The organism is Streptomyces sp. NPDC052101 (genome assembly GCF_040680235.1).
Classification (GTDB): domain Bacteria; phylum Actinomycetota; class Actinomycetes; order Streptomycetales; family Streptomycetaceae; genus Streptomyces.
The window spans coordinates 63464-78530 of sequence record NZ_JBFAWH010000028.1 but is presented as its reverse complement, the minus strand read 5'-3'; the positions used below and the strand labels follow the sequence as shown (position 1 = coordinate 78530).

The window sequence follows — 15067 nt, the reverse complement described above, 5'->3', positions numbered from 1 at the left end:
ATCGGGGCTGACTCGGGGGTGCCCACCCTGCCCGAGCGGCCCATGTCTTGATTAATCTGGTGGCGGAGGCCCTTTCGCTGCGCCTCCGCCCCTTGCCGCCACCCGGTGCACAGGGGTTCCTGCTACCCGAGGAGTGACTCCCTCCAGCGATGGACGGATCGTCCTGTAGTACCTGCGCCGCCCCGACCCGACATACCGGGAAGGCGGTGGCAGCGTGACCATCTCCCTGCTGCTCCTCGGAGCGGCTTTCCTGCTGATCCTCGCCAACGGCTTCTTCGTGGCGGCCGAGTTCGGCCTGGTGACCGTCGAGGCGACGGAGGCCGAGAGCGCCGCCGCCGAGGGCGACCGACGCGCCCGCAGGGTCGCCGAGTCGCTCAAGGAGCTGTCCTTCCAGCTCTCCGGCACCCAGCTCGGCATCACCATCACCTCGCTCGTCGTCGGTATGCTCGCCGAACCGGCCCTGGCCCGGCTGCTGCACGGCCCGTTCGCCGCCCTCGGCATCCCCGGCGGTGCCGTCTCCGGCGTCGCCGTGGTCGTCGGCATGCTGCTGGCCTCCGCCGTTCAGATGGTGATCGGCGAGCTGGTGCCCAAGAACTGGGCCGTGTCCAAGCCGCTTCAGGTCGCCCGCTTCGTCGCGGGCCCCCAGCACCACTTCTCCCGACTGTTCCGCCCGGTGATCGCGGCGCTCAACACGGTCGCCAACCGGCTCGTACGAGCCCTCGGCGTCGAACCCGCGGAGGAACTGGCCTCCGCGCGCACCCCGGGCGAACTCGTCTCCCTGGCCCGGCACTCCGCCCGGGCCGGCGCCCTGGAGCAGGACACGGCCGACCTGTTCGTGCGCACCCTGTCGCTGGGCGAGCTGACCGCCCAGCACGTCATGACCCCGCGGGTGAAGGTCAGCGCCCTGCAGGACACGGCCACCGCCGAGGACATCGTCAACCTCACCCGGGCCACCGGCCTGTCCCGCTTCCCCGTCTACCGGGAGAAGATCGACGAAATCGTCGGCATGGCCCATCTCAAGGACGCCCTCGCCGTCCCCGTGCACGACCGGCTGCGCACCCCGGTGAGCCGGATCGCCCGCAAGGCGCTGCTGGTCCCCGAGACCCTGCCGGTCCAGCCGCTGCTCGCCCGGCTCCGCTCCGAGCAGCCCATCGCCGTCGTCGTCGACGAGTACGGCGGCACGGCGGGCGTGGTCACCCTGGAGGACATCGTCGAGGAACTCGTCGGCGAGGTCCGCGACGAGCACGACGCCACGGACGTGCCCGAGCTGGCCGCCGCCCCGCCCGAGGACGGCAAGCCCGCCTGGGACGTCGACGGCAGCTGCCGCGTCGACATCCTCCAGCGCATAGGCCTCGACGTGCCCGAGGGGCCGTACGAGACGGTCGCCGGGCTCGTCGCCGACGTGCTCGGCCGCATCCCGGCCCCCGGAGACCGGGCCGAGCTGCCCGGCTGGCGGCTCTCGGTCCGCCAGGTCGGCCACTACCGCGCCGAACGGGTCCGCCTGGTCAGGACGGCTCCGACGGTGAACGTGATGGAGGCCGCCCGATGAGCGTCCTCCAACTGGTCTTCGCCGCGCTGCTCGTGCTCGCCAACGGCTTCTTCGTCGGCGCCGAGTTCGCGCTCGTCTCGGTCCGCCGCAGCCAGATCGAACCGCTGGGGACGGCGCGGGCCCGCCAGGTCCTCCACGGCCTGGAGCGGCTGCCGCAGATGATGGCCGCGGCCCAGTTCGGCATCACCGTGTGCTCCCTGACGCTCGGCGCGGTCGCCGAGCCCACGGTGGCGCATCTGCTGGAGCCGGTGTTCGCGGCGGTCCACCTGCCGGACGACATGGTGCACCCGCTCGGCTATGTCATCGCCCTGGCCGCGGTGGTCTTCTTCCACCTGGTCATCGGCGAGATGGTGCCGAAGAACCTCGCGATGGCGGCGCCCGAGAAGGCGGCACTGTGGCTGAGCCCCGGGCTGGTGGCGTTCGCCCGCCTGTGCAGGCCGATCACGGTGGCGCTCGGCGCCTGCGCCCACGGCATCCTGCGGCTGTTCCGCGTCGAGCCGAAGGACGAGGTCGAGGCCGTCGTCACCAGCGAGCAGCTCAACCGGCTGCTGGAGGACTCCGGCCAGGCGGGCCTGCTCGACCCCGAGGAGCGGGAGCGCCTGGAGGACGCCCTGGAACTGGGCTCCCGCCCGGTGACGGACGTCCTGCTGCGCCGGGAGTCGCTGGTCACGGTGGAGCCGGCGGTCACCCCGGGCGAGATCGTCGAGCTGACGGCCCGTACGGGGTACTCCCGCTTCCCGGTCGCCGCCACGGACAACGGGCCCTTCATGGGGTACGTCCACGTCAAGGACGTCCTGGACCTGGAGGAGTCCGACCGCGCCGTTCCGCAACACGTCTGGCGCCCCATGGCCACCCTGCGGGCCGAGGTGCCGCTCGACGACGCGCTGACGGTCATGCGCCGAGCGGCCACGCATCTGGCCCAGGTCGCCGGTCCCTCCGGCAAGGTCCTGGGCCTGGTCGCCCTGGAGGACGTCCTGGAGATGCTGGTGGGCGAGGTCCGGGATCCGGCACACCGGGAGACGGCCGACGTCAAGCTGGCGGAGCCGAGGGTGACCGGGGAGCCGGAGCAGGCACTGGCCACCTAGACCGTCGTTGCCCACGGGGGCGCGGGGCTGGTCGCCGACACAGCCCCGCGCCCCTTGAGGGGCGCTCTACATGGCCGACGGATCCTGCGGCCCCCGACCCGACAGCACTTCCCCGTACGCCTGCATCAAGTCGGGCAACCGAAGCGTGGCCAAGTCCTCCCTGGACAGCGACCCCGCATACGTCGACAACCGAAGATCCCGGTACGCGCAGCTCTTCTCGTACAGCGTGCGCAGGAACCGTCCGTTGCCCAGCTCGTCGATCCACCCCTGCTCGACCACATGCCCGGCGATGGAGCGCAGCTCCTCCAGCGCCTCCGTGTCCCACATGTCCCCGTTCTCCGCGGCCAGCACCTTCCCGATCTCGGTGAGTTCCTGCGGCCGGTAGGAGGGGAAGTCGACACGGGTCGTGAAACGGGAGGACAGCCCGGGGTTCGCCGCCAGCAGCCGGTCCATGCCCTCGGGATAGCCGGCGAGGATCACCACCAGATGGTCCCGGTTGTCCTCGGCCCGCTTCAGCAGCACCTGCAGGGCCTCGTCGCCGTACGCGTCGCCCTTGCCGTACCCGGAGTTGGACAGCGAGTACGCCTCGTCCACGAACAGCACCCCGCCGATCGCGGAGTCGATCAGCTCGTTGGCCTTCACGGCGGTCTGGCCGAGGTACTCGCCGACGAGGTCCGCCCGCTGGGCCTCCACCAGGTGGTCGCCGCCGAGCAGGCCCAGCGCGTAGAAGACCCGGCCGAGGATCCGGGCCACCGTGGTCTTTCCCGTCCCCGAGGGCCCCGAGAAGACGAAATGCCGTTTCGGCGGCTGCACCGGCAGCCCCTGCCCGGCCCGCAGCCGGGCCATGTTCAGCTGTGCGGACAACGCCTTGACCTGGCGTTTCACCGGTTCAAGCCCCACCATGCGCTCCAGCTCGGCGAGCGCCTCCTCCAGGAGGGCGGGATCGGTGGGCCCGGCCGGGATCGGCGAGGAGGAGACCCCGCTCTTCACCCGCACCGACGGATCGGTCACCGACGGCAGGGGCCCGGTCGGCAGATCCGGCTCGGGAAGCCGCAGATCACGGCCCTCGGTGCCGAACAGCGGATCGAAGCCGTCCGGCCCGTCCACGCTGTCCTGCCCGGCACCCGTCAGGGTGATCGCGGCGAGGTCGGCGGCGTCGTCGTACCCGTCGCCCTCGGCGATCGCCGCCAGCCGCGCCGAGGTGTCCATGAAGGCGGGGTCGACCCGGTGCACCGCCCGGTACAGGGGGAGCGCCGCCGCCGAGCGGCCCGTCCCCTCGTGTGCCCGCGCCAGCCAGTAGCGCAGCTCCTTACGCTGCGGCTGCTCGCTGCGGCAGCGCATCAGCGCCGCCGAGAGCAGCGGCTCGGCCTGGCCGTACATCTCCAGCCGGACTCTGGCCATGCCGCCGAACAGGCCCGCCTCGATGCCGAGCAGGGCATCGTCCAGCAGCGGGTCGGTGTGCCGTACCAGCTGCTCCCAGTCCTTGACCAGATAGGCACGGCAGGCGTGCAGGAAGCGGACCTGGGGGTCGGTGTCGACCGGCGGCAGCCCGGCGAGGGCCCGGTCCAGCTCGGGCACATGCCGGCCGTCCAGCCAGTGCGAGGCGTGCGCGAGCAGCAGATCACGCGGGCTCTCCAGCACCGGCTGCACCCACCAGCCCAGCCAGTACCAGGAGTTGAGCGTCCTGCGATGCCGGGCGCGCTGCTCGCCGAAGCGGTCGCGGTGCCGGAACATCCTGAGCAGCGAGGTCGTCGTGTCGACCCGGAGCGCGTGCAGCCCGAGCCAGCCGTCCGCCATCCCCGGGTCCATCCGCACCGCGATGCGGAACTCCTCCTCCGCCTGCGGATAGGCGCCCATCGTGTAGGCGTCCACCCCTCGCAGCCAGGCCAGGTCGGCCGGGGCCTCGGGGCCCTGCGTGCCGAAGTCCATCCCGTCCCCCCACAGACCGTGCCCCCGTGGTTCACCACCGGGCGATCACCCGACGGCCGCCGCGCTCGAACCGCCGTGCCGCGGACCGGAGTTACCAGTGCGCGAGGCAGCATCGAAGGTCGCCCCGAGGGCATCGTACCCGCGTGGCGACCGCGTGCCGAAGGGTGCCGCACGGGCCGTTTGACGAGGTGGGAGCAGACGGGGCGCACACCGCTTCGTGACCCAGGGTGAGCGGATCGGTGTATGAGGCGCCGGGAAAAATGCCCGAGGGCAGAACGAAGCCCCCGATCACGGGGGAACAACCGGGGGCTTCGCGTCTGTGGGCGGCTTCGCATCACCGCACATTGAGAACGTAAGACCTGTACGGCCCCCGGGTCAAGCGGAGTTGGGGCACTGGGAGAAGTTCCCCCACACGTGTCTTCACAACTTCACCACAACGCGGATGGTTCGTCACTCTGGGTCACGCTTTGGTCCGACCCAGAGGTTGACCCCGGCCCCGGCAGAACCTCGTACCCCGCCGGCGTCTGCAGCACCAGCAGATCGGCATGGGGGCGCGAGGGGTCCGCGGCGAAGTGCGCGCGCTCCGCCGCGACCCAGCCGCCCCAGAACTCCCGCTGTTCCGCCCCGTCCCGCAGCCGCCCACGCGCCCAGGACTCCTCCCTGGGCAGCTCCATCCACAGCAGCCGGGCCAGATACGGCCGCAGCGCCCGGCGGCCGGCGCCGACGCCCTCGACGAGGACCACGGGTGCGGCCGGCAGCGGGCACGGTGCACCGAAGGCCCGGGCGTGCCAGTCGTAGGGTGCGTAGAGCGCGCTCTCGCCGCGGGCGAGCGGGCGGATCACCTCGGCCATGAGCCGGTCGGTCCACCCGAAGAGCTGCTCGTGGCTGGCGATGTCGTCGAGATGCAGCACCGGAGCCCCACCGAGGGCCCCGGCCAGGTGCCCGGCGAAGGTGGACTTTCCCGAGCCGGCGTGCCCGTCGACGCCGATCAGCCGGACCGGCCCGAGGGAAGGGGGAAGCCCGCGCAGCCGGGCGGCGAGGTCGCGAATGACGGTTCCCCAGGTGTGGGTCGATGCGGGTGGTTTTCCGGAAACAGTGTAGTAGTGGCCCATAGCGGCAGAACCGTCTAGGCCGCCGGGACGGGGGCGGGGCGGAGGCGGTCACGGTTTGAATCATCGGCTGGCAGCCAGTCAATGGCAGCAATAAACATTTGTGAATCGCCTGACCGATATGTCGAACTCGGCGTTCCGGGGCTGCCCGCAGCTGAGTATGGTGCCTCCAGCGCAACCGCTATGCGTCGTACGGGGACTGGCAGGGGGACATGGCCGCGGAGTTATTCGAAGGGCACTATGTGTGGCACCCGGCGGCCGACGACCGTGTCCTGGCGAGCGTATGCGTCGATGTGCGCGCCGGCCGTTATCGATACGCGGACGAGGCCCTCGCCGAGACGCGTTCCGACTTCGCCCTGCGCGCCCATCGCTCGCTGGTCCTCGCCTCCGAGGCGGCCGGCACCGATCTGGTCGAGCGCTGGCTCGCCGAGGAGCCGACAGCCGAGGCGGCGCTGATGTGGGCCCGGGTCGCGGTGCAGCGGGCGCTGCGGGCCGCCGACGCGCGCGACGAGCGCGCCGAGGCGCTGGAACGGATCGCGCTGACCGCCTGCGACCGGGCCGCCGCCATGGCCCCCGAGGACCCCACGCCCTGGGTCGCCAAGCTCGCCATGGCCCGGCTGCACCGGCTGCGTGACCCGGCCCCGCACGGCCTGCTCACCGCCCCGCCCGGCCCCTGGCGGCTGTTCTCGCACGTGCTGTCGCTGGACCCGTGGCATCGCGAGGGCCACCAGCGCTTCCTGTCGTGCTTCTTCACGCGCCACGGCGGCTCGGTCAACGCCGCCTGGGACGTGGCCGCCTTCCTCAGCCAGCGGGCGCCCGCCGACTCCGCCCTGCGGCTGCTGCCCCTGGTGGCCCTGGTGGAGAGCTACAACCCCACCCAGCTGCTCGCCGACCGCATCTGGGAACAGCCGCAGTGGCGCTCCACCGCGCTGGCGATCTACCACAACTGGCTGCCCGCGGCGGCCGGTTACCGCTTCACCCCGGTGCTCGACCTGGCCTACCTCGCGCATGCGCTGGTCATGGCCCAGCGCGAGTTCGAGGCCCGGGCGGTGTTCATGGCCATGGGCCCGTACGCCTCGCGCATGCCCTGGAGCGCCTTCGGCGACCCCGCCGAGCAGCTCTCCCGGGCCCGGCGGGCCTGCGGCCTGCCCGTCCCGGGAGCCGCCTGATCCGCACGTGCTCTGCCCCCCCCACCGAGAGAAAGGCGAACAGTGTCGGAACCGAAGTCGGCCCCACGGGCGAAGGCCCGCGCGGCACAGGACCCGCTCGTGCTCGACGATGACGCGACCCTGCATGCGATGGGCTATCCGCGGAAACTCACCAGGCGTTTCCAGGCGTTCGACAATTTTGCGATCTCCTTCACCATCATCAATATCCTCTCGGGTATTTTCTCCTCCTTCGGATTCGGTATGGGTGCGGGCGGTCCCCGCATTCTCGTTTTCGGCTGGATCGGCGTATCCGTCATGGTGCTGCTCATCGGTGCGGCCATGGCGGAAGTCGCCTCGGCCTATCCGACGAGCGGTGCCCTGTATTTCTCCGCAGGTAAACTCGCGAAGCGGCACAAGGGTGCCTGGTCCTGGTACACGGGCTGGCTGAACTTCGTGGGCCAGATCGGCGGCACGGCCGCCACCGGCTATGCGGCGGCCACCTTCGTCCAGGCCTTCATCCAGCTGCAGTGGCCGTCCTACCAGCCGACCGTGCACCAGACGGTGCTGATCACCGCCCTGATCATCGTCGTGCAGGGTCTCGCCAACACCTACACCGTCCAGCTCGTCGCCGTACTGAACCGTATTTCCGTGTGGTGGCTGCTGATCGGACTCGTCGTGATCGTGGGTGCACTCATAGTGATGCCCCATCACCATCAGCCGGCGTCGTTCGTGACCCATTTCGAGAACAACACCGGCTTCACGAGCGGACTTTACGGCGGCATGCTCGGCCTGCTGGTCACGAGCTGGACGTTCACCGGGTTCGACGGCAGCTTCCACATGTCCGAGGAAACGGTCCACGCGACGGTCAACGCACCCAGGGGCATCACGCGCGCCATCGGCTATTCGGCGATCACCGGCCTGATCCTGATGCTGGCATTGGTCTACAGCATTGGCGACTACGCCAAGGTTGCCGGTGCCGATGCGCCGCCCGTCCAGATTCTCATCGACGGTCTCGGACTCGGCGCCGCCAAGGCCATGCTTCTCGTCGTCATCGGCGCGATGCTCTTCTGCGGTCTTGCCAACCTCACCAGCAACACCCGGCAGATCTTCGCCTTCTCCCGCGACGGCGCCATGCCCGGCTCCCGCTGGTGGCACTCGGTCTCGCCGCGCACCCGTACGCCCGTGAAGGCGGTGTGGCTCGCGGTGGTCTGCTCGCTGGCCCTGGTGGTGCCGGGCTGGTGGTCCCACACCGCCTTCACCGCCATCGTCAGCGTCAACGTCGTGGGCCTCTTCCTCGCCTACGCCGTGCCGATCTTCCTGCGGCTGCGGCTCGGCGCCGCGTTCCAGCCCGGTCCGTGGCACCTGGGCCGCTGGGGGCGGCCGGTGGGCTGGCTCGCGGTGATCTGGATCGTGCTCAGCAGCGTCCTGTTCATGCTGCCGCAGGCCTCGCCGATCACCGTCGACTCCTTCAACTACGCGCCGATCGCGCTGGCCGCGGTCCTGGTCGTGGCGACCGTGTGGTGGTTCGCCACCGCCCGCCGCCGCTTCCAGGGCCCGATCAGCTACGGCCGCCCCGACGAGGTCGCGGCGATGGATCTCGTCTGACCCAGGGGCGTCACACGGCCCCGGCTCACCGCGGTGCGTCCGGGTCGGGGCCGTTCCCCGTCATCGATCTTCCACTGGCCCAGACCAATATTCATCGCGCCGCGTGCGTCGAAGTGCTGGCAGGGGCATGCCGCCTGTTCCATAGTTGGCGCACACCCGTGCAGCAGATCAGCCCCGACCCGGACACCTGGGGGTAATCGCGCCCATGAGCAGAGCCCAGCAGCCGTCCCGCCGCACCGTCCTCACCGCCGCCGCTGCCGTCGCCGTGGCCGTGGCCGGCTCAGCGGCCCCCGCTGCCGTCGCCGCGGGGCGGCCCGCCACCGACGCCGACGACCCCGGCGGAACACACGAGACGCAGGTCCGCCCGATCGACTACCAGTCCTGGACCACATGCCGCGAGTGGCGCCTCGGCGCCGCCCAGGGCACCCGGGCCGTCGGCGGCGCCCGGCCCGGCCTCGTGATCGGCGTCCCCGCCGGCCGCACCGACTACACCGACCCGCACACCGGCACGACCGCCACCTGGGAGTACGCCACCTGGACTGCCCCGGTCCACCGGCTCACCGTCCCCGCCACCGAGGTCGTCGCCTCCTGGAACGCGCACACCCCCGCCGGCACCTGGCTCCAGGCCGAACTCCAGGGCACCTACTCCGACGGCACCGCGACGCCCTGGTACGTGATGGGCCGCTGGGCGGCCGGTGACCAGGACATCAAGCGGACCTCGGTGGACGGCCAGAAGGACGGCAAGAGCGGCGTCTCGACCGACACCTTCGCCATCGACGACGCGAGCACCGGCCTGCGCCTGGTGTCGTACCGGCTGCGCCTCACCCTCTACCGCAGGCCCGGCACCCGCCTCACGCCCACCGTGTGGCGGATCGGCGCCATGGGCTCGGACATCCCCGACCGCTTCACCGTGCCCGCCTCCACCCCGGGCCTCGCCCAGGAACTGTCCGTCCCGCGCTACTCGCAGGAGATCCACAAGGGCCAGTACCCGCAGTACGACAACGGCGGGGAGGCCTGGTGCAGCCCTACGTCCTCGCAGATGATCGTCGAGTACTGGGGCGGCCGGCTCACCCCCGAGCAGCTGTCCTGGGTGGACCCCTCCTACGCCGACCCGCAGGTCGACAACGCCGCCCGCTTCACCTACGACTACCAGTACGAGGGCTGCGGCAACTGGCCGTTCAACGCGGCCTACGCGGCCACGTTCCAGGGGCTCCAGGGCGTGGTGACCCGGCTCGCCTCGCTGACCGACCTGGAGACGCTGATCGCGGCCGGCATTCCCGCCATAACGTCCCAGTCGTTCCTGAAGACGGAGCTGACCGGCGCCGGCTACGGCACGTCCGGCCATCTGATGACCGTGATCGGTTTCACCGCGGACGGCGATGTGATCGCCAACGACCCGGCCTCGCCGAGCGACGACGCCGTACGGCGGGTCTATCTACGCCGGGAATTCGAGAACATCTGGCTGCGGACCAAGAGGTACAACGCCTCCGGTCAGGTCGCCTCCGGCAGCGGGGGAGTCTGCTACCTCTACTTCCCGGCCCACCCGAGCCCGCGCCAGCGCAAGGCGCTCGCGGCGGTGGGCGTGCGCTGACCGTGTGAGCAAGCTCATCGCCGCAAAAGGCGCCGCGGGTGGCAAGGTGGACAAACGGGTCTGCTCCGCGCGGGCCCTCTGCGAACATCCGATCCGTACGCGCGATCCGTACGCGCGACCCGTACGTCCGACCTTGCGAGTAACGCCATGACCGCACACCCGGCCACCGCCACCCGCGTCCGCACCGGCGGCCCTCAGGAAGACGGCCCGAAGATCCTTGAGCACGCCATGGGCTGGGTCCTCGTGGCGGTCGTCGCGATGCTCGTGACCCAGCTCGGCCTGCTCTGACTCGACTGTCCGAGCGACCGCTCACGTGTGCGGCATGTTCTGACATACTGCGGATGTCCCGCCGACCGCCTGGAACAGGGTCGAAATTGAATATGCCGCATCAGCGTGCCGCCGTCCGTCCCCGGATGCGTGGTACCGAGCGCTCGACGGCGCGTCGCGCCGAACTCATCGCCATCGGGCGGGCGTTGTTCGCCGACACGTCCTACGACGCGCTGTCCATGGACGACATCGCCCGCCAGGCGCATGTCGCCAAGGGGCTGATCTACTACTACTTCCAGTCCAAGCGCGGCTATTACCTGGCGATCATCCAGGACTCCGTCGCCGACCTGGTCACCTCCGCCGCGAGCGGCCTGGAGATGCCGGCCGTGGACCGCGTCCACCGCACCATCGACGGCTATCTGCGCTACGCCGAGCACAACCACGCCGCCTACCGCACCATCGTCAGCGGCGGCGTCGGCTTCGACGCCGAGGTGCACGCCATCCGGGAGGGCGTGCGCGAGGCGATCATCGCCACCATTGCCGAAGGGGCCTACGGCCGCAGCGACATCGCGCCGCTGGCCCGGATGAGCCTGCTGTCCTGGGTGTGCAGCGTCGAGGGCGCGACCCTCGACTGGATCGACCGCCCGGAGCTGTCCCGCGACACCATGCGCGCGCTGCTGGTGAAGACGCTCGGCGGAGCCCTGCGCGCCGTCGAGGAACTGGACCCGGCCTACCGGGCACCGCAGCCGGCCCGCCGCGGCACCTGACATACAAGGCGGCGGAGGGCTCCCAGAGCGATTGCGTCAGCCTGACGCTCGACGTCACTTTCCGCTGAGGGTTGCGTGCACAGGGTAGCCGGACTTTCCTGAAGTAAGCGGTCGTTAACTGGTGACGGGAGGTCGCTGATCGGGCATACTCACAGCGCACAGCCGCTGGTCAGCCGCTTCCGAGACCCGGGAGCGGGCGCCTTCGGCCACACGGAACGACCAGGCGGAGCCGCCCCCACCCGACGGGCCGCACCGCCGGTGCCCGAACAGGGAGGAGATCGACGCCATGTCCGACCGCGACCCGCAGCCGGTGGAGCGTCAGCTGCCGACGGAGGAGGCGCGGGATCTGCTCGCGCTCGTCCGTGACATCGCCCAGCGCGAGATCGCGTCGAAGGCCGCCGAGGAGGAGGACGCGGGACACTTCCCGCGCGAGGTCTTCACCCTGCTCTCCGAGTCCGGCCTGCTCGGCCTGCCGTACGACTCGGAGTACGGCGGCGGCGACCAGCCCTACGAGGTCTACCTCCAGGTCCTGGAGGAGCTTGCCGCGGCGCGGCTCACCGTGGGCCTCGGTGTCAGCGTGCACACACTCGCCTCCTACGCGCTCGCGACGTACGGCACCAAGCAGCAGCAGGTCGAGCATCTGCCCGCCATGCTCGGCGGAGGCCTGCTCGGCGCGTACTGCCTCTCCGAGGCGTCCTCGGGCTCCGACGCGGCCTCGCTGCGGACGAAGGCCGTGCGTGAGGGCGACAGCTGGGTGATCAACGGCACCAAGGCCTGGATCACGCACGGCGGCATCGCCGACTTCTACACCGTGATGGCCCGCACCGGCGAGGAGGGCCCGCGCGGGATCACCGCCTTCCTGGTCCCCGGTGACGCGCCGGGCCTGAGCGGCGCGGTGCCCGAGAAGAAGATGGGCATGAAGGGCTCACCCACCGCGCAGGTCCACCTCGACGGCGTACGGGTCGGGGACGACCGGCGCATCGGCGAGGAGGGCCAGGGCTTCTTCATCGCCCTGTCCGCCCTCGACTCCGGGCGGCTCGGCATAGCGGCCTGCGCGATCGGCCTCGCCCAGGCCGCACTGGACGAGGCGGTCGCCTACGCCACCCAGCGCCGGCAGTTCGGCCGTCCCATCGCCGACTTCCAGGGGCTGCGCTTCATGCTCGCCGACATGGCCACCCAGATCGAGGCCGGCCGTGCGCTCTACCTCGCGGCGGCCCGGCTGCGCGACGTCGGCAAGCCGTTTGCCAAGCAGGCAGCCATGGCCAAGCTGCACTGCACCGACGCGGCCATGAAGGTCACGACGGACGCCGTGCAGATACTCGGCGGCTACGGCTACACCGCCGACTTCCCGGCCGAGCGCTATATGCGCGAGGCCAAGGTCCTGCAGATCGTCGAGGGCACCAACCAGATCCAGCGGATGGTCATCGCCCGTCACGTGGCGGGACCCGAAGGTCGCTGAACTGCCCCGTGCGGACCGTCGGGGCCGCCAGCCTGATCCACTCCGGGTCGTGGCGGCCCGGCAGGGTCCGGCCCCGGTCGGCCCAGGTCCGCATGAGATCGCGGTAGATCGGCGGGTCCTGCGGCGCGGGCGGCGGAAGCGATTCTGCGGGGCGCGGGACGAAGACGCGGCGCTGACGCCCGGTGGCCCAGTACGTGGGGGTCATACCCGGGCAACGCGGCGGAGGCCGGACAGGTCACCGCCCGGCGGAATCGAGCGTCAGTTCAGGCGCATCCCGTCCGCGCTCTGGCCTCCTCCGGTCGGCTGACGTACCGTCAGCCGACCATCGTCCAGGGGGTGCCGTGACCGACGACCGTCCCGTACCGCTCGACGAGTACCCGGTGCACCAGGTACCGCTGTCCATGAAGCACGTGGCGACCGGCGACCGCAACGCCTACGACCGCTGCATCTTCCACGTCTTCGACCACAGCGGCCGCGCCCTGCTCATCCTCGGCCTGGGCGTCTACCCCAACCTGGGTGTCATCGACGCCTACGCCACCCTGCGCACCGGCGACACCCTGCACGCCGTACGCGCCTCGGACGCCCTGGGCGAGGACCGGATGCGGCTCGCCGTCGGCCCGCTGCGCATCGAGGTCCCGCGGCCGCTGCGGCAGCTGCGCCTGATCTGCGAGGACGAGCAGCTGTCGTACGACCTCACCTGGACGGCCGCCTTCCCCGCCCTCTGGGAGCCGCACCACCTCCAGCGCCGGGGCGACCGGCTCACCCTGGAGGGCCGCCGCTTCGTCCAGGCCGGCACCGCCGAGGGCGTGATCAGCGCCCGGGGAGCGGAGTTCCGGGTCGGCGCGGACGACTGGACCGGCACCCGGGACCGCAGCTGGGGCGTGCGGCCGCTGCCGGGCGAGGACGGCGGACGGCTCGCCGCCGACCACCCCACCGAGGGCTTCCACTGGATCTGGTGCCCGGTCCGCTTCGAGGACCGCTTCCTGATGGTCATCACCCAGGAGGACGCCGACGGCTACCGAACCCTGAACGACGCCACCCTGGTCCGCCCCGGCCACCGCGACCGCCAACTGGGCTGGCCCCGGGCCGAGATCGGCTACCGCACCGGCACCCGCCACCCGGAGCGGGCGGTCATCCGTCTGGGGGATGTGAAAGGGCCGCAGGAACTGGACGTGGAGATCCTGGCCTCCTCGCCGCTCGCGCTCGGCGCGGGCTATCCGCCGGCGGACGACTGGCAGCACGGCACATGGCGGGGCCCCGGATGGACCGACCGCCGGACGTACGACATGGCCCTGCCCCACCCGCTGGCCGGTTACGGCGTCACCGACCACTCCGCCCGCTTCCGGCTCGACGGCCGGACCGGCCACGGCATCTTCGAGCACGGCTCGTTCGGCCGGCACGACCCGAGCGGCTTCACCGGCTTCGACTCGGTCGCGCCCTGAGGGAGGAGCCCGGCATGGCCACCGCACCCCGTCCCCGCACCACCACCCGCGACCCCGAGGACCTGACCCGGCGCCTCACCGCCTGGCTCGGCACCCGGCTGCCCGGCGCCAAGGCCACCGGCGTCACCGTCCCGGCCTCCAACGGCATGTCCAGCGAGACCCTGCTGTTCGACCTCGAACACCCCGAAACGCCCTGGCGAGCCTGCGCCTTGCGGCTGGCGGCGGACCCGGCGGCGTACACGGTCTTCCCCGCGTACGACATGGCCCGCCAGTACCGCACCCTGCGCCTGGTGGCCGAGCACACGGACGTGCCCGTACCCCGTGTGCTGTGGCTGGAGGAGGATCCGGGCCCGCTCGGGGCGCCGTTCTTCGTCATGGAGCGGGTGGCCGGACGCGTGCCGCCGGACGTCATGCCGTACACCTACGAGGGCAGTTGGCTGCATGCGGCGAGCGACGCCGAGCGCGCGCACCTGGAGACCGCGACCGTCGGACTGCTGGCACGTCTGCACGACCAAGTGCCGCCCAGTGAGGCCGAGTTCCTCGCCGCTCCCGGTGACGGCGACGCGCTGCGCCGGCATGTGACGGCCCAACGCGCCTACTACGCCTGGGTGATCGACGGCCTGCCCCGCTCGCCCCTCATCGAGGCCGCCTTCGACCGGCTGGAGCAGCTCTGGCCGCGCCAGTTGGGCGAACCCGTCCTCAGCTGGGGTGACGCACGCATCGGCAACATCGTCTACGACGGCTTCGACCCCGTCGCCGTCCTCGACTGGGAGATGGCGGCCCTCGCCCCGCGCGAGGTCGACCTCGGCTGGACCATCTATCTGCACCGCTTCTTCCACGACCTCTCGGTCGCCTCCGGACAGCGCGGACTGCCGGACTTCCTGCGCCGCGACCGCGTCGAGGCCCGCTACGCGCGCCTGACCGGCCACACCCCGCGCGACATGGAGTTCCACACCCTCTACGCCGCCCTGCGGCACGCGATCGTCATGCTGCGCATCGCCTACCGCCAGGCGCACTTCGGGGAGGTCGCCGTCCCGGCGGACCCGGACGCACTGATCCTGCACCACGACAGCCTGCGCGCCATGGTGTGGGGTGCCTACTGGGTACGGTGAGCCG

Annotated in this window: 13 protein-coding genes; 10 read left to right on the top strand and 3 right to left on the bottom strand. The window is 71.3% G+C overall.

The window, feature by feature from the left end:
* Positions 1-214: 214 nt before the first annotated feature.
* Positions 215-1549 (top strand): hemolysin family protein, encoded by a 1335-nt coding sequence (locus AB0L75_RS34580; RefSeq protein WP_365189187.1) that lies wholly within the window; start codon positions 215-217, stop codon positions 1547-1549.
* On the top strand, positions 1546-2634 hold the full coding sequence (locus AB0L75_RS34575; RefSeq protein ID WP_365189186.1) for a hemolysin family protein: 1089 nt from the start codon (positions 1546-1548) through the stop codon (positions 2632-2634). Before AB0L75_RS34580 ends, AB0L75_RS34575 begins: the two co-directional genes overlap by 4 nt.
* A gap of 66 nt (positions 2635-2700) precedes the next feature.
* Here AB0L75_RS34575 and AB0L75_RS34570 read toward each other — a convergent pair whose 3' ends face one another.
* Together AB0L75_RS34570 and AB0L75_RS34565 are read right to left on the bottom strand one after the other, a co-directional pair.
* The gene (locus AB0L75_RS34570) at positions 2701-4563 is read right to left on the bottom strand and encodes an AAA family ATPase (RefSeq protein ID WP_365189184.1); all 1863 of its coding nucleotides are present in this window, start codon (positions 4561-4563) and stop codon (positions 2701-2703) included.
* A gap of 428 nt (positions 4564-4991) precedes the next feature.
* Positions 4992-5612 carry a hypothetical protein gene (locus AB0L75_RS34565; protein WP_365189255.1) on the bottom strand — a complete coding sequence of 207 codons (621 nt, stop codon included), beginning with the start codon at positions 5610-5612 and terminating at the stop codon, positions 4992-4994.
* Between the two features lie 272 nt (positions 5613-5884).
* On the opposite strand from AB0L75_RS34565, the gene AB0L75_RS34560 reads away from it, so the two are divergent.
* From AB0L75_RS34560 to AB0L75_RS34535, 6 genes are all read left to right on the top strand, one after another.
* Complete coding sequence (locus AB0L75_RS34560; protein WP_365189182.1) at positions 5885-6841, top strand: hypothetical protein; 957 nt, start codon at positions 5885-5887, stop codon at positions 6839-6841.
* 129 nt (positions 6842-6970) lie between these two features.
* Positions 6971-8425, top strand: a complete 1455-nt coding sequence (locus tag AB0L75_RS34555) for an amino acid permease (protein WP_365189253.1) — start codon at positions 6971-6973, stop codon at positions 8423-8425.
* Between the two features lie 205 nt (positions 8426-8630).
* On the top strand, positions 8631-10016 hold the full coding sequence (locus tag AB0L75_RS34550; protein ID WP_365189179.1) for a peptidase C39 family protein: 1386 nt from the start codon (positions 8631-8633) through the stop codon (positions 10014-10016).
* A 147-nt stretch (positions 10017-10163) separates the two neighbouring features.
* Positions 10164-10304, top strand: a complete 141-nt coding sequence (locus tag AB0L75_RS34545; protein WP_365189178.1) for an SCO1431 family membrane protein — start codon at positions 10164-10166, stop codon at positions 10302-10304.
* A gap of 86 nt (positions 10305-10390) precedes the next feature.
* On the top strand, positions 10391-11050 hold the full coding sequence (locus AB0L75_RS34540; protein WP_365189175.1) for a TetR/AcrR family transcriptional regulator: 660 nt from the start codon (positions 10391-10393) through the stop codon (positions 11048-11050).
* Between the two features lie 286 nt (positions 11051-11336).
* Complete coding sequence (locus tag AB0L75_RS34535; RefSeq protein ID WP_365189172.1) at positions 11337-12509, top strand: acyl-CoA dehydrogenase family protein; 1173 nt, start codon at positions 11337-11339, stop codon at positions 12507-12509.
* On the opposite strand, the gene AB0L75_RS34530 is transcribed toward AB0L75_RS34535, so the two are convergent.
* The gene (locus AB0L75_RS34530; RefSeq protein ID WP_365189170.1) at positions 12472-12714 is read right to left on the bottom strand and encodes a hypothetical protein; all 243 of its coding nucleotides are present in this window, start codon (positions 12712-12714) and stop codon (positions 12472-12474) included. The two genes, AB0L75_RS34535 and AB0L75_RS34530, sit on opposite strands and share 38 nt — an antisense overlap.
* 136 nt (positions 12715-12850) lie before the next feature.
* Here AB0L75_RS34530 and AB0L75_RS34525 point away from each other — a divergent pair, with 136 nt between their 5' ends.
* Both AB0L75_RS34525 and AB0L75_RS34520 read left to right on the top strand, forming a co-directional pair.
* The gene (locus AB0L75_RS34525) at positions 12851-13951 is read left to right on the top strand and encodes a hypothetical protein (RefSeq protein WP_365189167.1); all 1101 of its coding nucleotides are present in this window, start codon (positions 12851-12853) and stop codon (positions 13949-13951) included.
* Between the two features lie 14 nt (positions 13952-13965).
* On the top strand, positions 13966-15063 hold the full coding sequence (locus AB0L75_RS34520) for a phosphotransferase family protein (RefSeq protein ID WP_365189166.1): 1098 nt from the start codon (positions 13966-13968) through the stop codon (positions 15061-15063).
* The last annotated feature ends 4 nt before the right edge of the window (positions 15064-15067 follow it).

Bases quoted from the DNA above. Each gene is read 5' to 3' on its own strand.
- AB0L75_RS34575 (WP_365189186.1), top strand. From the start codon at position 1,546: ATGAGCGTCCTCCAACTGGTCTTCGCCGCGCTGCTCGTGCTCGCCAAC.
- AB0L75_RS34570 (WP_365189184.1), bottom strand. From the start codon at position 4,563: ATGGACTTCGGCACGCAGGGCCCCGAGGCCCCGGCCGACCTGGCCTGG.
- AB0L75_RS34560 (WP_365189182.1), top strand. From the start codon at position 5,885: ATGGCCGCGGAGTTATTCGAAGGGCACTATGTGTGGCACCCGGCGGCC.
- AB0L75_RS34555 (WP_365189253.1), top strand. From the start codon at position 6,971: ATGGGCTATCCGCGGAAACTCACCAGGCGTTTCCAGGCGTTCGACAAT.
- AB0L75_RS34550 (WP_365189179.1), top strand. From the start codon at position 8,631: ATGAGCAGAGCCCAGCAGCCGTCCCGCCGCACCGTCCTCACCGCCGCC.
- AB0L75_RS34545 (WP_365189178.1), top strand. From the start codon at position 10,164: ATGACCGCACACCCGGCCACCGCCACCCGCGTCCGCACCGGCGGCCCT.
- AB0L75_RS34535 (WP_365189172.1), top strand. From the start codon at position 11,337: ATGTCCGACCGCGACCCGCAGCCGGTGGAGCGTCAGCTGCCGACGGAG.
- AB0L75_RS34530 (WP_365189170.1), bottom strand. From the start codon at position 12,714: ATGACCCCCACGTACTGGGCCACCGGGCGTCAGCGCCGCGTCTTCGTC.
- AB0L75_RS34520 (WP_365189166.1), top strand. From the start codon at position 13,966: ATGGCCACCGCACCCCGTCCCCGCACCACCACCCGCGACCCCGAGGAC.